The following is a 24,380-nucleotide window of genomic DNA, read 5'->3' as shown; positions in this document are numbered from 1 at the left end:
CCGAAAACGACGCTGAATGGACATAGGACTCCTACCTCTGATGCGGAAACCACCTGCACGCAAGGAGGGCCAGTCGCCGCTTCCGACAGCGTTGTCGCTGGTGGTGAAGCCCTCCGGGCTCGACGATTTCCACTGATCGCGGAAATGGCGAACCCCCATCGCATTTAAGAGAATTGATTTGGACGCCATCTCTCTATAGCACGCCTGCCACCCTCAAGGCAGCCGCCTGAATCAAATTCGGACACTGCCGACCAGAATCGGAATCACGAATTCGGTTACTGCGCGCGGCAAACGAACGAAATCGATTACGGATGCTGTCGCGTATCGGACATTCCACTCCGATCACTCGGCGAACCTGCCCCTTGGCGGGCCACCCCGATCGCCCCACGACGGCCGCCGAGACCGTGATCGAGCAGCCCAGCCGGGTGAGGTAGGCAACGACCGTTCGTCGCTTTGGTACATCCGGTGGCTGCCGCAGGGACACCGAAGCCGCTTATCCTCCGACCGTCTACCCCCTCGGAGGCCGCGCAGATGCAGCGAAAAAGAAGCACCCGACTATTCACAATTCCGGGCGTACTGGTCACCGCCACCGCGCTCACCCTGGCCGGCGGCACCACCGCGTTCGCCGACCCGGCGCCCGCGACGCCGTTCATCAGTGAGATCCACTATGACAACGCCGGCACCGATGTCGGCGAGGCGATCGAGATCGAGGCACCGGTCGGCTTCGACCTGACCGGCTGGCGCATCGTCCTCTACAACGGGGGCAACGGTGCGGCGTACAACACCCGCACCCTGACCGGCACGGTGCCGGACGCCGGTGTGGTCGTCGAGAACTACCCGGTCAACGGCATCCAGAACGGCGACCCCGACGGCGTCGCGCTGGTCTCCCCGACCGACTCGGTGGCCGAGTTCCTCACCTACGGGGGCACCTTCACCGCAGTCGGCGGGCCCGCCAACGGGATCAGGGGCACCGACATCGGGGTCAAGGAGTCCAGCTCCACCCCGGTCGGCCACTCGTTGCAGAAGATCGCCGGCAGTTGGCGACCGCCGGCGCCGAACAGCTTCGGCGTACGCAACACCGCGCCGGGCCCGGAGCCGGATCCGGAGCAGGGCTGCACAATCGCCGTCGACCACACCATCGCCCAGGTTCAGGGCACCGGAGCGGCCACGCCGGTGGCGGGCAGCCGAGTGGCCGTCGAAGGCGTCGTCACCGCCGACCACCGCAGCGGTGGCTACAACGGCGTGTACGTGCAGACGGCGGGCAGCGGCGGGGATCGGCCGGTCACCGCCGGCACCGCCTCGGACGGCATCTTCGTCTACCTGACCACCAACACTGCCAACCACCCGTCCGTCGCGATCGGCGACCGGATCCGGGTCAGCGGCACGGCCAACGAGTTCAACGGGCTCACCCAGCTCACCATCGCCGCCAAGGGCGACGTGCAGGTCTGCGAGCGGGGCGCACCGCTGCCCGACCCGGTGCCGGTGGAGTTCCCGCTGGCCGACGACGCCCGCGAGTCGGTCGAGTCGATGCTGGTCGCGCCGGTCGGCGCGTACACCGTCGCCGAGGTCTACAACACCAACCGGTACGGCGAGGTGGTACTCGCCGCCGGTGACCAGCCGGCGCTGACCCCGACCGACCGGGCCCGCCCGGGCACCGCCGAGGCACGGCAGATCGCCGCCGAGAACAAGCTCCGCCGGGTCCTGGTGGACGACGGCAAGACCACCAACCTGGCCACCGCCGGGCTGCTCCCGCCGTACGTGTCGAACGCCAACCCGCTGCGGGTCGGCGACTCGGTCGAGGCGTTCGGGCCGTCGGTGTTGTCGTACGGCTTCAACGAGTGGCGCCTCCAGCCGACCCGCCCGGTCGACGCGGACACCCCGCCGGCCGCCCGGACCACCTTCAAGGCCACCAACCCGCGTACCGCCGCTCCGGTCGACGTCGGCGGCGACCTGCGGGTGGCCAGCTTCAACGTGCTGAACTACTTCGTGCACTTCGGTGGTGACGCGCGCGGTGCGGCCAACGAGGCGGCGCTGGCCAAGCAGGAAGCGAAGATCGTTTCGGCGATCAGCGCACTCGACGCCGACGTGGTCGCGCTGGAGGAGATCGAGAACTCGGTCCGGTTCAGCCCCACCGACCCGCAGCGGGCGCTCAAGCGCCTGGTCGCCGCCCTGAACGCCAAGGACGGCGCGGGCACCTGGGACCACGTCCGCAGCCCGGCCGAACTGCCCGGCGCAGCCCAGCAGGACTTCATCACCACGGCGATCATCTTCAAGCCGGCCAAGGCGCAGCCGAAGGGCGCGTCGCGATCGGTGAACGACGAAACCGTCTGGTTCAACGCCCGCGAGCCGATCGCGCAGACCTTCACCGCCGGCCCGCTCGACTTCGTGGTGGTGGCGAACCACTTCAAGTCCAAGAGCGGGGCGGGCAGCGGCGACAACGCCGACACCGGGGACGGCCAGGGCGGTTGGAATGGTGACCGGGTGCGGCAGGCCCGCGCGCTGGCCACCTTCGTGGACCAGATCAAGGCCGACAGCGACACCGACAACGTGCTGCTGCTGGGTGACTTCAACGCGTACACCCAGGAGGACCCGATGCAGGTCCTCTACGGCAAGGACTACCGCAACCTCAACAACACCGGGAAGACCAGCTACGTCTTCAACGGCGAGTCCGGATCGCTCGACCACGCCCTGGCCTCGCCCTCGCTGGCCGAGCGGGTGACCAGCGTCGACGTCTGGCAGATCAACGCGGTCGAGTCGTACGCCTTCCAGTACGACGGGCTCGACGCCTTCTACGCGCCCGACCCGTACCGGGCCAGCGACCACAACCCGCTGGTCGTGGGCATCAACACCGGATCCGGCCCGGTCGATCTGCAACTGCTGAGCATCAACGACTTCCACGGCCGGCTCGAGTCCCCGGCCACCGTGGGTGGTCAGCCGGTCGGCGGTGCCGCCCAGCTCGCCGGGCTGGTCGACCAACTGCGTACGCAGAACCCGCACACCGCACTCGTCTCCGCCGGTGACAACATCGGCGCATCCACTTTCATCTCGGCGATCGACGACGACAACCCGACGATCGACGCGCTGAACCGGATGGGTCTGGCCGCCTCCGCCGTGGGCAACCACGAGTTCGACAAGGGCATCGTCGACCTGACCGGCCGGGTCACCGACCGGGCCGACTTCCCGCTGCTGGGTGCCAACGTGTACCGGGGGGCCGATCGGGTGCTGCCGGCGTACTCGATTAGCACCGTCGGCGGGGTCCGGGTCGGCTTCGTCGGCGTGGTCACCGAGCAGACCGCGTCGCTGGTCAGCCCGGACGGCATCGCCGGGATCACCTTCCGCGATCCGGTGGCCGAGGCCAACGTCGTCGCGGGGCAGCTCAAGGACGGCGACCCCGCCAACGGCGAGGCCGACGTGGTGGTGCTGCTCGCCCACGAGGGTGCCGCCACGGCCAACATCGGCTCGGCCGAGGACCTGGCCGCCGACCCGGTCTTCGGCAGGTTCACCCGGGTCGACGCCACCATCGACGCGATTTTCAGCGGCCACACCCACCAGCCGTACGCCTTCGAGGTCCCGGTTCCCGGCACCGACAAGCTGCGCCCGGTGGTCCAGGCCGAGGACTACGGCAAGCGCCTGGGCAAGGTCACCCTGACCTACGACCCGGAGTCGGGATCGGTCACCAACGCCGACGCGTCGCTGGTGGACGTGGTCGGAGCGCCGCAGGACCCGGCAGTGGCCGAGATCGTCGCCGCCGCCAAGGTGAGGGCGGAGGAGCTGGGCAAGCAGAAGCTCGGCGAGATCACCGCCGACATCCGGCGGGCGTACACCGACGGCAACGAGGACCGGGGCAAGGAGTCCGCGCTGGGCAACTTCATCGCCGACGTGCAGCTCGCCGGCACCGCCGACGCCGGCCGGGGCGGGGCGCAGATCGCGTTCATGAACCCGGGCGGTCTGCGGGCCGACCTGCTGTACCGGACCGACGGCACGGTGACCTACGCCGACGCCTTCGCCGTCCAGCCGTTCGCCAACGACGTGGTCACCAAGACCTACACCGGTGCCCAGATCAAGCAGGCGCTGGAGCAGCAGTGGCAGCCGGCGGGCGCGTCCCGTCCGGTGCTCTGGCTGGGCGTGTCGAAGGGCTTCACCTACACGTACGACCCGACCGCCGCCCAGGGCTCGCGGATCACCTCGATGAAGCTCAACGGCACGCCGATCGACCCGGCGGGCAGCTACCGGGTGACGGTGAACTCATTCCTCGCCGCCGGCGGGGACAACTTCACCGCCCTGGGCCAGGGCACCAACCCGGTCACCACCGGCGACAACGACCTCACCATGCTGGTCAGCTACTTCGCTGCGAACTCGCGGGTCACCCCGGACACCACGCCCCGGTCGACCATCGGCAGCGGCGAACCCGAAGTGCCGGCGTGGGACGTCGAGGTGACGGCCCGCAGCCAGTGTGCCGGTACGACCGCGTACGTCGCGGTCACCGCCCGCAACGCCGACGACGTGGCGCTCACCATCGAGCTGGTCACGCCGTACGGCTCGCGTACGGTCGCCGATGTCGCTCCCGGCAAGGTCGCCTACCAGTCGTTCACCACGCGGGCCCGGTCGGTGCCAGCCGGCACCTCGACGGTGAAGATCACCGGGACCGTGAACGGAACGCCGGTGACGGCCCAGGCCGAGGCGGTGTTCGCCGCGATCACCTGCGGCTGACCCTTTTCAACGGTGGCGGCGCTCTCAGCCGGAGGGCGCCGCCACACCGTATCCCTTCGATTCAGCAATGGAGCATGCACATGAGCACAACCAGGCACAGGCGCCTGTTCGCGGCGGTTGCCGCGGGCGCGATGGTGGCCGGGTCGGTGGCGATGGCCGCACCGGCGTCGGCCGAACCCGACGACCGCGCCGACGTGTCGGTCACGGTCGACATCGAGGAGATCAAGGAGCCGGGAGTGCTGGCGCTCTCGGTCGCGGGTGACTCGGTGGCCCTGTCCGAGGAGGGGTCGACGTTGCTGGTGCGCCAGTTCGTGGGCACCCTGCCGACGGTGACGGTGACCGACACCCGCACGGCGGACGAGGTGCCGGCCGATGCGTCCTGGGCCGTGGTGGGCAGCGCGACCGACTTCGTCGGTAACGCCGGCCAGGAGCCGATCGGCGCCGGGCACCTGGGTTGGCGGCCACGGCTGCTCGACGGTGGCGACACCGGCCTGGTGACCGAGGGCGAGGAGGTCGTGACCGTCCTCGACGAGCCGACGCAGCCGGGTAACAACGTGGGCCTGGTGGATCAGGAGTTGCTGGTCTCCACGTTCGACTCGGGTGCGGTGGCCGGTGGCGAGTACACGGTCGACGCCGAGTTGTTCCTGCGTACGCCGGCGGACGTCGCGGCCGGTAAGTACCGCTCGACGCTGACCCTGTCCCTGTTCGAGTAACACCCGTGGTGGGGGTCGCCCGGCCGGGCGGCCCCCACCACGCTGCACAAAGGATGCTGTCATGACCCGAACCTCGTCGCGGGCCCTGCCCCGGCTGCTCGCCGCCCTGGCCGCGCTGCTCGTCGCCGCACCGATCGCGCCCACCGCCGCCGCCGCGGAGCCGACCAAGCCGTCGGTGACCTGGTCGGTGCAGCCGGCCGACCAGAACGGCCCCGACGGTCGGCGATGGATCGAGCGCACGCTCGACCCCGGTCAGGTCGTGACCGAGCACCTGGCCGTACGCAACTTCAGCGACTCCGCCGTGGTCTTCTCGCTGAAGGCGGCGGACGGCTACCTCACCGACAAGGGGCGATTCAACATGCTCCCCTCCAACGAGAAGTCGGTGGACGGCGGCACCTGGATCACCGTGCAGGAGAAGATCTCCGTCGGGGCCAAGGAGACGAAGGTGGTGCCCTTCACCATCACCGTGCCCGCCGATGCCAGCCCCGGCGATCACCCGGCCGGCATCGCGGCGACGGTCACCAGTTCCGGCGGCACGGTCGCCGTGGAGAGCCGGGTCGGATTCCGGGTCATGCTGCGTGCCAGCGGCACGATCACCGCCAGCATGGCGATCGACAATCTCACCGCCACGTACAAGCCCTCCTGGAACCCCTTCGCCGGCGGCACCGTGCGGATCGGCTACACCGCGACCAACACCGGCAACGTCGCGGTGACCGGCGGCGGCCGGGTCGGCGTCGCCGAACTCTTCGGCCTGCTGGAACGGGACACCCCGGCGCAGGTCGAGGAGTTGCTGCGGGGCGGCGACCGCCCGGTCGAGACCCGGGTGAACGGGGTGTGGGGGCTGGGGCCGGTGCGCACCACGGTCGAGGTGACACCCGCCGTCCTCGGTGGCGATGCGACCGGCGCCGAGATCCGGACCACCTCGGCCACGGTCACCACCTGGGCGCTCCCCTGGGCGCAGCTGGCCCTCGCGCTCATCCTCGGCGTGCTGGTCTTCGCCGCCCGCACCGTCGCCCGGCGGCGAAAGCAACGCCTCGCACAACTCCTCGACCAGGCCCGCGAAGAGGGCCGCACCCAAGCCCACAAAACCCCCTAGCCCCCCGCCCCCACCCCTCGCCCTCGCCCACCCCCCGCCCTCGCCCACCCCTTCGCCCTCGCGATCTTGCACTTTTGGTCGCCGCATTTTGGGGCAAGTTGGGCAAATAGTCGACAGAAAGTGCAAGATCGCGGCGGTCGTGTCAGGCCGTCGGTGCCGACACGATCAATGTTGGTGCGGGGAGGGGCATAGCACGAGGGAGGGGTGTGTGGGGGGTTTTCCACAGGACATGGGTTGTCCACAGGGCAAGGGGGGTGGGGGTGGCTGGATTGGGGCGGGGCGGGCGAGGGTGCGGGGGTGACTGCTGAACTGTGGCGAGTGGAGAACCTGATGCGGACACTCAGTGCCCGGCGGCTTCGGACCCGGCTGGATCGGGCGGAGTTGCGCCGCGTACGCCGTGGTGTCTATACCGATCATCCCTTCGACGACGAGGACGAGTTACGGGCTCTCCTGTTGTGTCTGCCGGAGGGCGCCATGTTCGCCCGGCAGACGGCGGCCCGCCGGTACGGCTTCGGCGTGCTGCGCGACGACCTCGTGCACGTCCAGGTGCCGATCACCGTGCCGAAGCCCCGGCTGCCCGGTCTGGTCGTGCATCATTCCGTGCTGCCGGTGGAGCCGGTCCTCGTGCAAGGGCTGCCCTGCGTGCCGGCGGCACGTTGCGCTGTCGACCTGGCGCGTACGGTACGGCGCCTCGACGCTCTCCCCGTTCTGGACTGCGCTCTGAGATCCGGTGCGGTGACGCCGGACGATCTGCTGGCTGAGGTGCCCGCCCATCGAGCGCTACGTGGCGTACGGCAGGCCCGCGAGTTGGTGCCGCTGGCGGACGGCCGGGCGGAATGCCGCCAGGAGAGCCAACTGCGGTTGGTGCTGCTGGACGGGCGACTCCCCCCGCCCGAGCTGCAGCTGCTGGTGCACGACGCTTACGGATTCCCGCGTTATCGCCTTGACCTGGGCTACCGGGAACGCAGGATCGGGATCGAGTACGACGGCGTCTCGCACCTCGATCGGGAAGGCCTCCGGTACGACCGGGAGCGCGTCAACTGGCTCGACGCGCAGGGCTGGCGGATGCGTTACTTCACCGACCGCGACCTTTACCGTCGCCCCACCCACATCGTCGCCACCATCCGAGCCGCTCTCTCCTGATCCCTGGCCTTTTCGCCGGTCTTGCACTTTCGGTCGCTGAAATCTCCCAGGAGACGCGTTTTGTCGCGACGAAAATGCAAGAGCGGCGGAGAGGGGGCGGGGGCTGCGCGGACGACGATCCTGTAGCTGAACGACGCGCCGTCGACGCCTGCGGGAGAGTCCTGCTCGCACTGCCGGTAGCCGAGGGCTGGGCGTAGGGCGGTCAGGCCTGTCGAGCTGAGAGCACAAGCGGATCACGGCAAACGGACCGGGGCGCGACGGACGAGCCGACCGGGTCACGGCAAACGGACCGGGGCGCGACGGGCAGGCGGACCGGGTGCCGGCGAGCGGACCGGGTGCCGGCGAGCGGACCGGGTGCCGGCGAGCGGACCGGGTGTCGGCGGGCGGACCGGGTGCTGGCGAGCGCATGCCACTGATGTGATGGCATGAACGGTTCAGCTCGACAGGGACAGGCAGGGGCATCAAGGCCGGACTGGGCCGGGGAAAGACCGTGCCGGCCGGGACCCAGCCACGCTGGGAGGCGCCTCGGCGGTCCGTCCCTTACCGGACCGCCGAGGCGCGTCGATGCCGTTGGCAATCAGCCGATCGCGTACGCCCGGATGATCGTCACATCCGTGTAGCCGCCGGTGGTGTCGGTGACCCGAGCCCGCAGCGACACCGCACCCGAGGACGGGTTGGTGACCTGTGCCGTCCACACACCGCCGACCTTTTTGACCTTCACCGACCGCCAGGTCTTCCCGCCGTCGAACGACGCCTTGGCGGTGACCGTCTTCACCTTCGGGTTCTTGCCCAGCTTGGCGTCCGGTTCGCCCTTGAGCCGGCTCAGCTTCAGCTGGACGTTGGTGCTGCTACCCGGCTTCGCACGGTTGTTGAGGTCCAAGCCGGTGGGCAGCATGGTGATCGCGTAGACCGGCGCGGTCACCCAGGTGTTCGGCTTCGCCTTGAACCGGTACGTGACGTTGGTCTTCGGCGACAACATCCCGGCCGGGAAGGTGATCTCCGGGTAGTGCCGGCTGGCCTTGTTGGTCAGCTTGTACCAGCCGGCCTTCTTCACCTTGTATTCAAGGATGGTCCCGTGCGGGTCCCAGCCCTTGTCCTTCACCGTCTTCACGGTCTTGCCGCCGAAGGTCAGGGTCGCGGTAGCCTTGTCGCCAACCTCGGCGCTGTCCCGGGGAAAGCCGGGATCGGCGAACATGTCGTTCAGCGAATACGAGATCCGGCCGTTGAGCACCACCGGCAACCGTGTCGACGGGCCCCAGGCGGATCGGAAGAAGTTCAGGTTGTACGACTTGCCCGCGGCCACCGTACGCGTCGCGGTGTAGCCGCCGATGTTGTACGACGAGCCGTCCTTGGCGCTGCCGGAACTTCCTGCCCGGAAGTCCCACTTGCCGGCCGTCACCTTGACCTTCGTCCGGTACGCGAGTTCGTTGGTCACCAGGTTCCGGTAGATGTCGCTACCGCACGAGCGGCCGGTCGGCTGCGCGACAAAGTTGCTGGAGTTGCCCCCGGAGGGGCCGCGCCGGGCGGCCACGTTGACGGTGGCGAGCGAAGACTGTTTGATCGTCCGAGAGGGATTGGTCGGTACACCGGTGGTCGTGTACATGACCGCGTACTGGGTGGACCCGGGGCGCCCGGAGCCGTCGGCCCAGGTCCGCAGTGCGGCGAAGGCGTAGGTCTTCGACGAGTTCGGGATGACGTACAGGCTGCGGTCCCAATCCGAGCCCTCGACCACGTGCCTGAGCGAGGTGGTCCTGACGCAGATCTGTGCCACGGTGTCCCCGTCGAGCCCTTCGCCGGACGGTGCCGGGCTCAGGCCGAGCGTGACCTTCTTGCCCTTGCGCGCATCCACGGTGGTCCTGCTGGCGCCGGAGACCTTGACCGTACGCACGCCGAGCGTCGTCGACGAGCCGTCCTTGACCGCGGCGAGCACCGCGTAGCTGCCCTTCGGCAGCTTCTTCGGCTTGTTGGACTTTACCGAGTAGGTGGAGTTGGTGCTGAGGTTGACCGCCTTGGCCGTGATGGTCACCTTCTTGCCGTTGCGGTCCAGCGTGGTCAGGGTGAGCGTGTTGCTCGCGGCGATCGCCGGAGCACCGCTGCCGAGCACGATGGCCGGCACGAGCGCCGCCGCGACGATCCTGGAGACCAGGCTGCGACGGACACGGAACGACGAGCCGAGGCTGAACCCGGCCCGATCAGAAAGAGAAGACAATTCCACATCCCTGTGAGTGGAAGGGTGATCGCGCCGTACGACAACGGCGGGAGATCATCGTAGGTCAAGGGCGGCGAATTCGCTCTCCCGCTTTGTGGCAGCGTGAGGCCATCACCAACACCGGTGCCCCGAGCGTGAGGGTCACACTCGGGGCACCGATGGCGTACGGGTGCTCGGCTCAGCCGATCGCGTACGCCCGGATGATCGTGACGTCGGTGTAGCCGCCGTTGGTGACGGTGACCCGGACCCGCAGCGAGACCGCACCGGATGCCGGGTTACCGACGATCGCGGTCCACTTTCCGTTGATCTTCTTGACCTTGACCGATCGCCAGGTCTTGCCGCCGTCGAACGACGCCTTGGCGCCGATCGACTTCACCGTCGGGTTCTTGCCCAGCTTGGTGTCGGCGTACATCTTGGACCGGTTCAGCTTCAGCTCGACGTTGGTGGTGCTGTTCGGCTTCGCCCGGTTGTAGAGATCCAGCCCGGCCGGCAGCATGGCGATCCCGTAGACGGGCGCGACCACCGAGGTGTTCGGCTTCGCCTTGAACCTGTACGTGACGCTGGTCTTCGGCGAGAGCATCCCGGCCGGGAAGGTGATCTCCGGGTAGTACCGGCTCGCGGTGTTGGTGAGCGTGTACCAGCCGGCCTTCTTCACCTTGTAGCTCAGGTCAGTGCTCCCTGGCTCCCAGCCCCGGTCCTTGACCGTCTTGACGATCTTGCCGCCGAAGGTCAACGTCGCGGTCGCCTTGTCGCCACCCTCGACGTTGCCCCGCGGGTAGCCGGGGTCGGCGAACATCTCGTTCAGCGAGTAATTGATCCGGCCGTAGACCGTGGCCGGCACGTACGCGGACGGGCCCCAGGCGGAACGGAAGAAGTTCAGGCTGTACGACTTGCCCGCGACGATCTTGCGCGGCGAGTAGTAGTGCCCAATGAACGGCGACGAGCCGTCCTTGGCCGTGCCGGAGCTGTGCACCGGGAAGTCCCACTTGCCGGCCGACACCTTGATCTTCGTCCGGTACGGCTCGTTGCTGTTCACCAGGCCGTGGTACATGCCGCCGCACGGACGGTCGATTGGCTGCACCGCCAGGCTGCTGTAATCGCCGGCGGAGGGGCCGCGCCGGGATGCCACGTTGACGGTGGCGAGCGAAGACTGCTTGGCGGTCCGTGACGGCTTGCTCGGCACGCCGGTGGTCGTGTACATCACCGCGTAGTGCGTGGACCCGGGGTGTCCGGAGCCGTCGGCCCAGGTGCGCATCGCGGCGAAGGCGTACTTCTTCGACGAGTTCGGGATGACGTAGACGCTACCGTCGCCGTAGTCCGAAGCTTGGACGGCGTAGCTGGCGGAGGCGGACCTGGTGCAGACCTCGACCGTGGTCTGCGCGTACAGCCACTCGCTGGTGGGTGCCGGGCTGAGGCCGACCGTGACCTTCTTGCCCTTGCGCGCGTCCACGGTCGTCTTGCTGGCGCCGGAGACCTTGACGGTACGCACGCCGAGCGTCACTGCGGAGCCGTTCTTGATGGAGGCGAGCACCGCGTAGTTGCCCTTCGGCAGCTTCTTGGGCTTGTTGGACTTCACCTTGTAACTGGAGTTGGTGGTGAGGTTGACCGCCGTCGCGTTGACGGTCACCTTCTTGCCGTTGCGGTCCAGCGTGGTCAGGGTGAGCGTGTTGCTCGCGGCGACCGCCGGAGCGCCGGCACCGAGCAGGATGGCTGGCACGAGCGCCGCAGCAGCGATCCTGGTGGTCACGCTGCGGCGGGTACGGAACGACGGGCCGAGGCTTGACCTGGCCCGGGTAGGTAGAGAGAACAATTCCACGATCCCGATGGGTGGAGGGTGATCCCGGCGTACGACAACGACGGGAATAGTGATCGTAAGCCATGCTCGTCCGATCTCACTCACTCGTTTTCCGCCGGCTGCGACCAGGCAGCCAAAAGTTTTTGTCTGATTCCTACAACCGGGGCCGCCTCGGGTTCGGTGGTTACGGTATGGCGCTGCCAGGCCGCAGGCAGAAAGGTGATGACTGCCGGGGGTCGACGTCCCGCGGCGCGTTCGTCGTACGTCTACCGGAGGGGTCGGTCGGGTGTTCAGCCGTATTGCCATCGTCAACCGTGGTGAAGCCGCGATGCGGCTCATCCACGCGGTCCGAGAGCTGGCTGCCGAGACCGGGGCGCGGATCGAGACCGTCGCTCTGTACACCGACGTCGACCGCACCGCCACTTTCGTGCGCGCGGCGGACATCGCCTACGATCTCGGACCCGCAGCCCGGCGCCCGTACCTCAACCTGGCCGTGCTGGAACGCGCGCTGGTGGAGACCGGGGCCGACGCCGCGTGGGTCGGTTGGGGCTTCGTCGCCGAAGATCCGGCGTTCGCGGAGTTGTGCGAGAAGCTCGGGGTCACCTTCGTCGGCCCGCATGCGGAGGCCATGCGGCAGCTGGGTGACAAGATCGGCGCGAAGCTGATCGCCGAGGAGGTCGGGGTACCGGTCGCACCGTGGAGCCGCGGCGCGGTCGAGAACCTGGCCGCCGCGCGGGCGGCGGCGACCCAGATCGGTTATCCGCTGATGCTGAAGGCGACGGCAGGCGGCGGCGGGCGCGGCATCCGCGTGATCAACAACGAGGCCGAGTTGGCCGACGCGTACGAGCGCACCAGTCAGGAGGCGGCGCGGGCGTTCGGCAGTGGCGTGGTGTTCCTGGAACGCCTGGTCACCGGCGCCCGGCACGTCGAGGTGCAGGTGATCGCCGACGGGCAGGGCACCGCGTGGGCGCTCGGTGTCCGCGACTGCTCCGTGCAACGGCGCAACCAGAAGGTCATCGAGGAGTCGGCGTCGCCGGTGCTCAGCGCGGAGCAGGCGGCCGAGCTCAAGACGTCGGCCGAGCGGCTGGCCGTCGCGGTCGGCTATCGCGGTGCGGCGACGGTCGAGTTCCTCTACCACCCCGGTGACCGGATGTTCGCGTTCCTCGAGGTCAACACCCGGCTCCAGGTGGAGCATCCGATCACCGAGTCCACCACCGGGTTCGACCTGGTCAAGGCGCAGCTGCACGTGGCCTCGGGTGGGCGGCTGGAGGGCACGCCGCCGGTGGAGCGCGGGCACGCCATCGAGGCCCGGCTGAACGCCGAGGACCCGGACCGCGACTTCGCGCCCTCCCCGGGCCGGATCGCCCGGCTGGACCTGCCCGCCGGGCCGGGCATCCGCGTGGACACCGGCGTCAGCGAGGGTGACACCATTCCCGCCGACTTCGACTCGATGATCGCGAAAATCATCGCGTACGGGCGGGACCGCGACGAGGCGCTCGGCCGACTGCGGCGGGCGATGGCGGACACCACGGTGATCATCGAGGGTGGCGCCACGAACAAGAGCTTCGTGCTCGACCTGCTCGACCAGCCGGAGGTGATCGACGCCAGCGCGGACACCGGCTGGATCGACCGGGTCCGCGGGGAGGGTCGACTCGTCGGGTACCGGCACACCGCCGTCGCGCTGGCGGCGGCCGCCATCGAGGCGTACGAGGAAGAGGAACGCGCCGAGCGGCAGCGGCTGCTGGCGACGGCGGCCGGCGGCCGTCCGCAGGTGCGGCACGCCAGCGGCCGACCATTGGATCTCAAGCTGCGCGGTGCCGCCTACCGCACGCGGGTGGCGCGGATCGGCGCGCACCGGTTCCGCGTCGGCATCGAGGCAGGCGGTGAAGTCCGTACCGCCGACGTCGAACTCGACCGCTTCGACCGGCACACCGGTCAGATCGTCGTCAACGGCGCCCGCTACCACCTGCTCACCGGGACGTACGGGCCGGACCACCTGATCGAGGTGGACGGTGTGACGCACCGGGTCAGCCGTGACGAGGGCGGCGTCGTCCGCTCACCCATGCCCGCGCTGGTGGTCGCCACGCCCTTGGAGGTCGGCGCCGAGGTCGAGGCGGGCGCGCCGGTGCTGGTGCTGGAGGCCATGAAGATGGAGACGGTGCTGCGGGCACCGTTCAGGGCGCGGCTGCGGGAGTGTTCGGTCTCCGTGGGCAGCCAGGTGGAGACCGGTGCGGCGCTGCTGCGGCTGGAGCCGCTCGCTGACGGGACCGCCGAGGCGGCGGAGGCACCGAAGACCGCCTCGGTCGAGCTGGACCTGCCCACCGCGGCCGAGACGGTCCCGGCGCCCCAGCGGATCCGGCGCTGCCAGGAGGATCTGCGCGGCCTGCTGCTCGGCTTCGATGTCGACCCGCACGACGACCGCCGGGTGCTGGACGACTACCTCGCCGCGCGGCAGGCGGCCGTCGACGACGGCTACCGGCCGCTGGCCGAGGAGATTCACCTCCTCAACGCCTTCGCCGACCTCGCCGAGCTGAGCCGCAACCGGCCCACGGGCGAGGACGGCGGGGCCCATGTGCACAGCGCACGCGAATACTTCCACACCTACCTGCAAAGCCTCGACGTCGAGCGGGCCGGACTGCCGGACGCGTTCCAGGCCAAGCTCGCCCGGGCCCTCGGCCACTACGGTGTCACCGAGCTGGAGCGCTGCCCCGAGCTCGAATCCGCCGTGTTCCGGATCTTCCTCGCCCAGCAGCGCGGGTCCACCGACGCCGCAGTCGTCGCGGCGCTGCTGCGGGCCTGGCTGCGGGAGTCGCCGCCGGAGCAGGCGCTGCGTGAGCCGGCCGGTCTCGCGCTGGAGCGGCTGGTGGCCGCCACGCAGGTCCGCTTCCCCGTGATCGCCGACCTCGCGCGCGGCGTGGTGTTCGCCTGGTTCGCCCAGCCGCTGCTGCGCCGCAACCGGGCCCGTGTCTACGCCGAGGTGCGCGCGCACCTGCGGCACCTCGACGCGCACCCGGACGCACCGGACCGCGCCGAGCGGGTGGCGGCGATGGTCCGCAGCACCGAGCCGCTGGTCCGGCTGCTCGGCCAGCGGCTCGTCCGCGACCACCTCGACAACGCGGTCATGCTGGAGGTGTTGACCCGGCGGTACTACGGCAACAAGCGGCTCACCGCAGTGCGCACCCGGGCGGTCGCCGGTTGCACGTTCGTGGTCGCCGAGCGCGCGGAGTCGAGCGTCGTCTCCGCCGCGGTGAACTTCGACGCGCTGGGCGGTGCCCTGCGTGGCCTGGCCGAGCTGGCGAGCGACGGGGACGCCATCGACGCCGACATCTACCTCGCCTGGGAGAACCAGCCGGAGGATCTCGACGCAACGGCCGCCGCGCTGCTCGATGCCATCAACGCGCACCCGCTGCCGCGACAGGTGCACCGGCTCACCGCCACCGTGGCGGGTCGCGGCGGAGCCGTGATGCACCATCACTTCACGTTCCGCCCCACCGACGCCGGGATGACCGAGGAACGGCTGATCCGCGGCCTGCACCCGTACATCGCGCAGCGGATGCAGATGGAGCGGCTGCACAAGTTCGACCTGACCCGGCTGCCGTCGGCGGACGAGGAGGTCTACCTCTTCCAGTGCGTGGCCCGGGAGAACCCGTCCGACGAACGCCTCGTCGCCTTCGCGCAGGTGCGCGACCTGACCGAACTGCGTGACCAGGACGGCCGGCTGGTCGCCCTGCCGACGGCTGAGGACACGGTCGCCGCCTGCCTCGACTCGATCCGCCGCGCCCAGTCACGGCGACCGTCGAAGACGCGCTTCAACACCAACCGGATCGTGATCTACGTCTGGCCGCCGAACAAACTGACCCGCGAGGAGATGACGATGATCGCCGGGCGGGTGCGCCCGACGACCGCGGGCGCCGGCCTGGAGGAGATCCTGTTCATCGCGCGGCAGCGCGACCGCACCACCGGCGAGCTGGTCAGGATCGGCGTACGGATCTCCTTCGACGCCACCGGCGGCGCCGAACTGACGATCGGTGAACCGCCGGCCGAGCCGGTCGAGCCGCTCGACGACTACCGGCTCAAGGTGTTGCGGGCGAGCAGCCGCAACACGGTGTACCCCTACGAGCTGACCCGGCTGCTCGGCGACTTCGTCGAACACGACCTCGACGACGACCACGCGCTCGTCCCGGTCGACCGGCCGAAGGGACGCAACAGCGCGGCGATCGTCGCCGGCGTGGTCACCACGCCGACTCCGCGGCACCCGCAGGGCGTCACCCGGGTCGCGCTGCTCGGCGACCCCACGAAATCGCTGGGTGCCCTGTCGGAACCGGAGTGCCGGCGGGTGATCGCCGCGCTGGACCTGGCCGAGCGGATGCGGGTGCCGCTGGAGTGGTACGCCCTTTCCGCCGGGGCCCGGATCTCCATGACGTCCGGCACGGAGAACATGGACTGGGTGGCGGCGGCACTCAAGCGGATCGTCGAGTTCACCCAGGACGGCGGTGAGATCAACATCGTGGTGGCGGGCATCAACGTCGGCGCGCAGCCGTACTGGAACGCCGAGGCGACGATGCTGATGCACACCAAGGGCATCCTGGTGATGACCCCGGACTCGGCGATGGTGCTCACCGGCAAGCAGTCGCTGGACTTCTCCGGCGGGGTGTCCGCCGAGGACAACTTCGGTATCGGCGGCTACGACCGGGTGATGGGCCCGAACGGGCAGGCGCAGTACTGGGCGCCGAACCTGACCGCCGCCCGCGACGTGCTGATGGCGCACTACGACCACACGTACGTCGTACCGGGCGAAGCGGGGCCACGTCGGACCGTCACCCTCGATCCCACCGACCGCGACATCTCCGACTTCCCGCACGTCGTGGCCGGCAGCGACTTCACCACCGTCGGCGAGATCTTCTCCAGCTCGGCGAACCCGGAGCGCAAGAAGCCGTTCGACATCCGGACGGTGATGCGGGCGCTCGCCGACCAGGACCACCCGGTGCTGGAACGCTGGGCTGGCATGGCCGACGCGGAAACCGCAGTGGTGCAGGACGCGCATCTCGGCGGCATCCCGGTGTGCCTGCTCGGCATCGAGTCCCGGGCGGTTCCCCGGCGCGGCTTCCCGCCCACCGACGGCCCGGACACCTACACCGCGGGCACGCTGTTCCCGCGCTCCTCGAAGAAGGCCGCGCGGGCGATCAACGCGGCCAGCGGCAACCGTCCGCTGGTGGTGTTGGCGAACCTGTCGGGCTTCGACGGCTCACCCGAGTCGATGCGGAAGCTGCAGCTGGAGTACGGCGCCGAAATCGGCCGAGCGATCGTGAACTTCCGTGGGCCCATCGTGTTCTGCGTGATCTCGCGGTACCACGGCGGGGCGTTCGTGGTCTTCTCGAAGGCGCTGAACCCCAACATGACCGTGCTGGCGTTGGAAGGATCGTTCGCCTCGGTGCTCGGTGGCGCGCCGGCCGCGGCCGTCGTCTTCTCCGGCGAGGTCAAGGCCCGCACCGCGGCCGACCCGCGGGTGCGGGAGTTGGAGGCCCGCGTCGCCGCCGCCTCGGGCGCCGACCGCGCCTCGTTGACGGCGGAACTCGACGAACTCCGCTCCTCGGTGCACGCGGAGAAGCTCGGCGAGGTGGCCACGGAGTTCGACCGGGTGCACAACATCCAGCGCGCGGTCGAGGTCGGCTCCGTCGACGCCGTCATTCGCGCCGCCGACCTCCGCCCCCGGATCATCGAGGCCATCGAGGCGCGACTGTCGTCGGCGTAGCGCATGCACGCCATCGGCGTCCGGCCGCAGCGCCTCTTGCCCGACCAGCACGATTTTCGGCCAATTTCTTGCGCAGATCGGGAGGGGCCGTGTCGAAAACGCAAGACTGACCTAGCGTGTGGGCATGAGCCATCCACCCATCACCCACCAGCCAGAGGACGTCGGCGGCCAGGCGGAGATTCTCGATCTGGACGCGGAGGTCCTTGCCGAGCACATCGCCTCCATCACCGAATGGCTGCCCCTCCGGACCAGCCCGAGCCACATCGTGGATCTGGGTTCCGGCACCGGAGCGGGCAGCTTCGCCCTCCTCGACCGCTTCCCCGAGGCACACGTGATCGCCGTCGACGCCGCCCCGGAGCACCTGCTGCGCCTGCGAGAGAAGGCATGCGCCCGCGGCGCCGATGACCGGGTACGCACCGTGCAGGCCGACCTCGACGCCGCCGACTGGCCCGACCTCGGTCGGCCCGATCTGGTGTGGGCGTCCGCCTCGATGCACCACATGGCCGACCCGCAGCGCGCCCTGCGCAACGTTCACGACATGCTCGTACCCGGCGGCCTGTTCGCCGTCGTCGAACTCTCCGGCTTCCCCCGCTTCCTGCCCGAGAACGCACCCGAGGACCGGCCCGGCCTGGAAGACCGCTGCCATGCCGCCACCGACCACTTCCACGCCGAACACGTGCCCCACCGCGGCGCCGATTGGGGTCCGATGCTGACCGCCGCCGGCTTCACGCTCGAAGGCGAGCGCACCATCGCCGTGCACATCGAGGGATCCCGCAGCCCGGCCGTCGGCCGCTACGCCCTGAGCGCCCTGCGACGCCTCCGCGACCGGGTCGCTGAAACACTCTCGGCCGACGATCTCGCCGCGCTCGCCCGGCTGCTCGACAGCGACAGCCCGCACAACATCCTGCGCCGCGCCGACCTGTCGCTCCGCACCGAACGCCGCGTCTGGGCCGCCCGCCGCAGCTAGCCTGGCTTCCGCTCCAGCCCCACCCCTCTGCACTGCCTCCTGACCCCTGACCCCTGAATGCAGCCATTCACACAGCCCCACGGCAGCCCACGGTAGGGGCGCGGGAGACTTTGCTCTGCTTCAACCCACGCAACGGGTTCGGCGACAAACCGTTGCGTATGTTGAAGCAGAGCAAAGGGGACAACGAACACCGTTGAGGGCCGGGCCGGGCCGGCAGCGCTGCCGTTGGCCACAGCGCTGTACCCCGACCGGTCAGGGCGGTGGCAGCATCACCGTCACGGTCAGGCCCCCTCCGGGGCGCGGTTGGGCTCCGACGGTGCCGCCGTGCGCCCGGGCCACCGCCCGCACGATCGACAGCCCCAGCCCGAAGCCCCGGGCGCCGGCCATCCGCTCCCGGCTCAGCCGCCGAAACGGCTGGAACATGGTCTCCACGTCGTAGCCGGGCACCACCGGGCCGGTGTTGACCACCACCAGCGTCGGCCGCCCGGCCGTCACATCGGTGCGCACCTCCACCCAGCCGTCGGTCGGCACGTTATGCCGTAACGCGTTCTCCACCAGGTTGAACGTCAACCGTTCCAGCAGCACCGGGTCGCCCACTGTCCGGGCCGGGCTCAGGGCGCGGCGCACCGGGATGCCGGGTGACGTCGTTTCCGCCTGGTCGATCACGTACGCGGCGATCTCGGCCAGGTCCACCTGGGCCCGCTCGGTCAGCTCGTTCTCCGAGTCGGCCAACGTGAGCAGGCCGTCGATCAGCCGCTCGTGCCGCTCGTTCACCGCCAGCAGCGCCTCGCCGAGACGGCGCACCTCGGCCGAGGCGTCCGGCCGGCTCATCGCCAGCTCCACCAGCGCCCGGTTGATCGTCAGCGGGGTCCGCAGCTCGTGGGAGGCGTTCGCCACGAAACGTCGCTGCCCGTCGAAGGAGCGGTCCAGCCGTTCCAGCATCTGGTCGAACATGTCGGCGAGTTCGCGTACCTCGTCGTGCGGGCCGGTCAACGCGATCCGCTCGTGCAGCCCACGCCCGGCGGAGTCCGCGCCGGCGATGCGGCGGGCCGTCCCGGTGATCTGCTGCAGGGGTTGCAGCGCCCGGCCGGCGATCAGCCAGCCGATCGCGACCGCCGCCGCCGAGACCACCACCAGCGCGAGGCCCCCCTGGGTGAGCAGCGACTCCAGCGCGTTGCGCTTCGCCTCGCTCTGCACGTCCTGGATCAACAGGCGGATCCGGTCAGCATCCTGTTCGCTGAGCAGCGTGCGGGCGGGCACCGCGATCCGGTCCGGGAATTCGGCCCGGAACGGCTGCGGCATCCGCTGCTCCACCAACACGTACGTGACGCCGAGCAGGACGATGCCGGCGAGCAGGAAGAGACCCCCGTAGACCAGGGTGAGGCGGGCGCGGAGGGTGAGACGCTTCACCGGATCCGATACCCCACTCCCGGCACGGTCTCCACCACCGGAGGATCACCGAGCTTGCGCCGCAGCTTCATCACGGTGACCCGCACGACGTTGGTGAACGGGTCGATGTGCTCGTCCCAGACCCGCTCCAGCAGTTCCTCGGCGGAGACCACCGCGCCGTCGGCGCGCAGCAGCTCGGCCAGCACCGCGAACTCCTTACGGGTCAACGGCACGTACCGGCCGTCACGGTGGACCTCGCGGCGGGCCGGTTCGACCACGATTCCGGCCCGGCGCAGTGCCGGCGGCGCGGCCGGAGCGGCCCGCCGGGTCAGCGCGTGCACCCGGGCGGCCAGCTCCACCAGCGCGAACGGCTTCACCAGATAGTCGTCGGCGCCGAGGGCGAGGCCGGCGACCCGGTCGCGGACCGCCGCCGCCGCGGTGAGCATCAACACCCGGGTCGCCCCGCCGGCGTCGGCGATCGCCCGGCAGACATCGTCGCCGTGCACGACCGGCAGGTCCCGGTCGAGCACCACCACCTCGTACGCGTTCACACCGAGCCGCTCCAGCGCGGCGTCGCCGTCGTACGCCACGTCGACCGCGAACGCCTCCCGGCGCAGCCACTCCGCGATAGCGTCCGCCAGCACGTCCTCGTCCTCCACCACCAGCACTCGCACCCGCCAATGGTGCCGCGACCGGAGATAACGCCGCCGTAAACAGATTCGGTTACGCCCGCGATACGCGGCGCCGGCTGAACTGAACCCGGTCGTCCGGCGGCTGCCGCCGGGCACACCGTCCGGCGAGAGACGCCGGACGCCGGAAAGGACACCGACGATGCGACGGAGAATCATCTTGCTCCCCGCGCTGCTGGCGCTCGCGCTGGCCGGATGCGCCGGCCGGGACGACGCCGGCACCGGCGTGGCCACGGCCGGCGGGGCGGCCATGCCCTCCGCCTCCGCGACCGGCACCGGGGGCAGCGACGCCGAACGGCGGCTCGAATTCACCCGGTGTATGCGGGAGAACGACGTGGACCTGCCCGACCCGGAGGGCGACAGCGGGCCGATGTTCCGATTCGACGGCAGCGTGGACCGGAGCAAGGTCGAGGCGGCCATGGAGAAGTGCCGCGAGTTGCTACCCAACGGCGGTCAGCCGCCGCGGCTCGACGCGCAGCAGCTCGAACAGATGCGGGCGATGGCCAAGTGCATGCGGGAGAACGGCGTGCCGGACTTCCCGGATCCGGCGCCGGACGGCCGGATCCAGATCCAGCGGGACGTCCTGCGCATGGACACGGACGATTCGACGTTCCGCGCGGCGATGGAGAAGTGCCGGCAGCACGCCCCCCGGTTCGGGGGTGGCCGATGACGCGGTCCACCCGCCGTACCCGGGTGGGGGCGGTCGCCGGGGGTGTGGCGCTGCTGCTGGTCGCCCTCGCCGGCGTGGCCGCCTCGGTCGGTTTCGGTGGTGGTGCGGGCGATGCCGCCGCCGAGACCGGCACCCCGCCGCCCGCCAGTGCCACCGTCTCCCGGCAGACCCTCGCCGACGCACAGACCGTCGACGGCGAACTCGGGTACGGCCCGAGCCGGACCGCCACCAGCCGGCTCTCCGGCACGATCACCGCGCTGCCGAAAACCGGTGCCACCGTGCGGCGCGGCAAGGCGCTCTACGCCGTCGACGGCGATCCGGTGGTGCTGCTGTACGGGAAGGTACCGATGTACCGGACGCTTCAGCCGGGTGTCGAGGGACCGGACGTCGAACAGTTGGAGCGGAACCTGAAGGCGCTCGGCTACACCGGCTTCACGGTCGACGGCGAGTACACCTGGGCCACCGCCGACGCGGTCCGTGCCTGGCAGGAGAAGCTCGGCGTGGCCGAGACCGGCCGGGTCGAGCTGGGTCGGATCGGGTACGCCGACGGCCCGGTCCGGATCGAGGGCCACCAGCTCGACGTCGGCGCGATCGTCCAACCGGGGCAGGCGGTGCTGACGTACACCGGCACCGACCGACTGATCACCACGGAACTCGATGTCGACGACCAGCGCCTGGCCAAGCGGGGCGAGCCGGTCGAGATCGGCCTGCCCGACGGGCGGCGGGTGGCGGGCAGGGTCAGCACGGTCGAGACGAAGATCGTGAGCGGCGCGACGGGCACGGCTGGCGACTCCGGTGGCGAGACGAAGATCGAGGTGGTCGTCAGCGTCGACGACCAGAAGGCGCTGGCCGATTTCGACCGGGCCTCGGCCGAGGTGACCTTCACCGTCAGTGAGCGCCCCGATGTGCTGACCGTTCCGGTCGCCGCGCTGCTGGCGCTGGCCGAGGGCGGCTACGGGCTGGAGGTCATCGACGGCGGGTCCAGCCGGATCGTCGCCGTCACCACCGGGCTGTTCGCCAACGGCCGGGTCGAGGTCACCGGTGACGGGATCACCGAGGGCATGGCCGTCGGGATGCCGCGATGACCGGAGACGTGATCGTGCTCGACCAGGTCGGTAAGCGGTACCCCGGCGGGGTGGTCGCCCTCGCCGACGTGTCGCTGCGCGTCGGCCACGGCGAGCTGGTGGCGATCGTCGGGCCGTCCGGCTCCGGCAAGTCGACCATGCTGAACGTGATCGGCACGCTGGACCGGCCCACCTCGGGAACGGTGCTGATCGACGGTCACGACGTTGCGCGGCTGACCGATCGGCAGCTCTCCGCGCTCCGGGCCACCCGGATCGGCTTCGTGTTCCAGCAGTTTCACCTGGCTCCGGGCGTACCGGTGCTCGACAACGTGGCGGACGGGCTGCTCTACGCCGGCGTACCCAGGCGGGAACGACGGCGGCGCGCGGAGGCCGCGTTGCACCGCGTCGGCCTCGGTCACCGGCTCGGGCACCGGCCGCACGAACTCTCCGGCGGCGAGCGGCAACGGGTCGCGGTGGCCCGCGCGGTCGTCGGCGAGCCGGCCGTGCTGCTGGCCGACGAGCCGACCGGCAACCTCGACACCAGTTCCGGCGCGGCTGTGCTAGATCTCCTGCACGGGCTGCACCGGGCCGGGACCACGGTCGTCGTGATCACGCACGACCGGGAGATCGCCGCCAGCCTGCCCCGTCAGGTGCAGATGCGCGACGGGCGGCTGCGCGCCGACTCGCGACCGGTGCCGAGCGGGGTGAGCTGAGATGGCGATGCTCCTCCCGGACCGGATGCCCCGGCCCGCGCCGGTCCGAATGCCCGCGGCCGATGTCGTCCGCGTCGGCGGGGTCGGGTTGCGGACCCGACCGCTGCGGGCGTTCCTTTCCGCACTGGGTATCGCCATCGGTATCGCCGCGATGATCGCCGTGGTCGGGATCTCGTCGTCGTCCCGTGCCGAGTTGGATCGCACCCTCGCCGCGCTCGGGACCAACCTGCTGACCGTGTCACCGGGTCGCACCCTCTTCGGTGGCGACGCGCAGCTTCCGCCCGAGGCGGTGGCGATGATCGAGCGGATCGGGCCGGTGACCCACGCGACGGCCACCGGCCAGGTCGCTGGCAACGTCTACCGGACCGACCGCATTCCGGCGGCGGAGACCGGGGGCATCGCCGTCCGGGCCGCCCAACTCGGCCTGCTGGAGACCGTCGGGGTCGAGGTGGCGAGCGGCACCTGGCTCAACGAGGCCACCGCTCGGTACCCGTCGGTGGTGCTCGGAGCGACCGCCGCCGAACGCCTCGGGCTGTCGGCCGCCGGTCCCGACGCGCAGGTATGGCTCGGTAGCCGCTGGTTCACCGTGGCGGGCATCCTCGCTCCCGCCCCGCTCGCGCCCGAGTTGGACAGCTCGGCCCTGATCGGATGGGAGGTCGCCGCCAGCCACCTGGGGTTCGACGGCCATCCGACGACCGTCTACACCCGGGCCGAAGCCAACCAGGTCGAGGCGGTCCGTGCGGTGCTCGGGGCGACCGCCAACCCGGAGGCCCCGAACGAGGTCGACGTCTCTCGCCCCTCGGACGCCTTGGCCGCTGCCCAGGCCACCGACGAGACCTTCACTGCGCTGCTGCTCGGCCTGGGCGCGGTCGCCCTGCTCGTCGGCGGGGTCGGGGTGGCCAACACCATGGTCATCTCGGTGTTGGAGCGGCGTGCCGAGATCGGCCTGCGCCGCTCGCTCGGCGCCACCCGGGGGCAGATCCGCACCCAGTTCCTCGCCGAGTCGTTGCTGCTGTCGGCGCTCGGCGGAATCGGCGGGGTGCTGCTCGGCATCGTGGTCACCTCCGGTTACGCGATCTCCCAGGGCTGGCCGACCGTGGTGCCGGCGTGGGCGACGCTCGGAGGCGTCGTCGCCACGCTGGTGATCGGCGGGTTCGCCGGTCTCTACCCGGCGATCCGCGCCTCCCGCCTGGCACCCACCGAAGCGCTCGCCACCGGGTAGGAGGAGACCTCGGAATGACCCGGGCGGGCTCGGTCGTGATGCACCGAGCCCGCCCGCTCCGGCTCCACCCGATTCCTGACCGCGCGCTGTGAGCGGCAAACGCCACTGCGCGCGAGGGTCAGGAACACCCGAGCCGGATCTGTGTCACGTGGTCAGCGTTGCAGGGTCAGCAGACCGGGGCGGTAGGGCAGAAGCCCGTAGTCGCCGCCGGAGTTGGGGGAACGCCCCTGGTAAAGCAGTTGCAGGTT

At 70.3% G+C, this 24,380-nt stretch carries 15 protein-coding genes; 10 read left to right on the top strand and 5 right to left on the bottom strand.

Going from position 1 to position 24,380, the window contains the following annotated elements:
- Window positions 1-531: 531 nt before the first annotated feature.
- The 4 genes from Vqi01_RS23835 to Vqi01_RS23820 all read left to right on the top strand — a co-directional run bounded on the left by Vqi01_RS23835 (window position 532) and on the right by Vqi01_RS23820 (window position 7,662).
- A complete protein-coding gene (locus Vqi01_RS23835) occupies window positions 532-4,710 on the top strand; it encodes an ExeM/NucH family extracellular endonuclease (RefSeq protein WP_204037080.1) in 4,179 nt (1,392 codons plus the stop codon).
- Window positions 4,711-4,790: 80 nt separating this feature from the next.
- Window positions 4,791-5,423 (top strand): hypothetical protein, encoded by a 633-nt coding sequence (locus Vqi01_RS23830; RefSeq protein ID WP_204037079.1) that lies wholly within the window; start codon window positions 4,791-4,793, stop codon window positions 5,421-5,423.
- Window positions 5,424-5,484: 61 nt separating this feature from the next.
- Window positions 5,485-6,519: a WxL protein peptidoglycan domain-containing protein gene (locus tag Vqi01_RS23825; protein WP_204037078.1), complete on the top strand. Its 1,035-nt coding sequence runs from the start codon at window positions 5,485-5,487 to the stop codon at window positions 6,517-6,519.
- Between the two features lie 297 nt (window positions 6,520-6,816).
- Window positions 6,817-7,662 carry a type IV toxin-antitoxin system AbiEi family antitoxin gene (locus tag Vqi01_RS23820; protein WP_239098616.1) on the top strand — a complete coding sequence of 282 codons (846 nt, stop codon included), beginning with the start codon at window positions 6,817-6,819 and terminating at the stop codon, window positions 7,660-7,662.
- A gap of 577 nt (window positions 7,663-8,239) precedes the next feature.
- On the opposite strand, the gene Vqi01_RS23815 is transcribed toward Vqi01_RS23820, so the two are convergent.
- Both Vqi01_RS23815 and Vqi01_RS23810 read right to left on the bottom strand, forming a co-directional pair.
- Complete coding sequence (locus Vqi01_RS23815) at window positions 8,240-9,871, bottom strand: hypothetical protein (RefSeq protein WP_204037077.1); 1,632 nt, start codon at window positions 9,869-9,871, stop codon at window positions 8,240-8,242.
- Window positions 9,872-10,049: 178 nt separating this feature from the next.
- Entirely contained in the window at window positions 10,050-11,618 is a 1,569-nt protein-coding gene (locus tag Vqi01_RS23810) for a hypothetical protein (RefSeq protein WP_204037076.1), read from the bottom strand.
- Between the two features lie 334 nt (window positions 11,619-11,952).
- Between Vqi01_RS23810 and Vqi01_RS23805 the strand changes: the two genes are divergently transcribed.
- Together Vqi01_RS23805 and Vqi01_RS23800 are read left to right on the top strand one after the other, a co-directional pair.
- Complete coding sequence (locus tag Vqi01_RS23805) at window positions 11,953-17,418, top strand: ATP-binding protein (protein ID WP_204037075.1); 5,466 nt, start codon at window positions 11,953-11,955, stop codon at window positions 17,416-17,418.
- A gap of 124 nt (window positions 17,419-17,542) precedes the next feature.
- Complete coding sequence (locus tag Vqi01_RS23800; protein ID WP_204037074.1) at window positions 17,543-18,385, top strand: class I SAM-dependent methyltransferase; 843 nt, start codon at window positions 17,543-17,545, stop codon at window positions 18,383-18,385.
- Between the two features lie 252 nt (window positions 18,386-18,637).
- On the opposite strand, the gene Vqi01_RS23795 is transcribed toward Vqi01_RS23800, so the two are convergent.
- Both Vqi01_RS23795 and Vqi01_RS23790 read right to left on the bottom strand, forming a co-directional pair.
- Complete coding sequence (locus Vqi01_RS23795) at window positions 18,638-19,795, bottom strand: sensor histidine kinase (RefSeq protein ID WP_204037073.1); 1,158 nt, start codon at window positions 19,793-19,795, stop codon at window positions 18,638-18,640.
- Window positions 19,792-20,448, bottom strand: a complete 657-nt coding sequence (locus tag Vqi01_RS23790) for a response regulator transcription factor (RefSeq protein ID WP_204037072.1) — start codon at window positions 20,446-20,448, stop codon at window positions 19,792-19,794. Before Vqi01_RS23790 ends, Vqi01_RS23795 begins: the two co-directional genes overlap by 4 nt.
- Before the next feature lie 157 nt (window positions 20,449-20,605).
- Here Vqi01_RS23790 and Vqi01_RS23785 point away from each other — a divergent pair, with 157 nt between their 5' ends.
- The 4 genes from Vqi01_RS23785 to Vqi01_RS23770 are packed head-to-tail and all read left to right on the top strand — an operon-like array spanning window position 20,606 to window position 24,132.
- A complete protein-coding gene (locus Vqi01_RS23785) occupies window positions 20,606-21,133 on the top strand; it encodes a hypothetical protein (protein WP_204037071.1) in 528 nt (175 codons plus the stop codon).
- Window positions 21,130-22,218: a peptidoglycan-binding protein gene (locus Vqi01_RS23780; protein WP_204037070.1), complete on the top strand. Its 1,089-nt coding sequence runs from the start codon at window positions 21,130-21,132 to the stop codon at window positions 22,216-22,218. Before Vqi01_RS23785 ends, Vqi01_RS23780 begins: the two co-directional genes overlap by 4 nt.
- A complete protein-coding gene (locus Vqi01_RS23775) occupies window positions 22,215-22,910 on the top strand; it encodes an ABC transporter ATP-binding protein (protein ID WP_204037069.1) in 696 nt (231 codons plus the stop codon). The genes Vqi01_RS23780 and Vqi01_RS23775 overlap by 4 nt, the downstream gene beginning before the upstream one ends.
- A 1-nt stretch (window position 22,911) precedes the next feature.
- A complete protein-coding gene (locus Vqi01_RS23770; protein WP_204037068.1) occupies window positions 22,912-24,132 on the top strand; it encodes an ABC transporter permease in 1,221 nt (406 codons plus the stop codon).
- 152 nt (window positions 24,133-24,284) lie between these two features.
- Here Vqi01_RS23770 and Vqi01_RS31845 read toward each other — a convergent pair.
- A partial coding sequence (locus Vqi01_RS31845) for a non-reducing end alpha-L-arabinofuranosidase family hydrolase (RefSeq protein ID WP_504740173.1) occupies window positions 24,285-24,380 on the bottom strand: 96 nt, incomplete at its 5' end.

The organism is Micromonospora qiuiae (genome assembly GCF_016863555.1).
Classification (GTDB): Bacteria; Actinomycetota; Actinomycetes; order Mycobacteriales; family Micromonosporaceae; genus Micromonospora; species Micromonospora qiuiae.
Note: the sequence above shows the minus strand (reverse complement) of the source record. Positions and strands in the feature narration are given on the sequence as shown.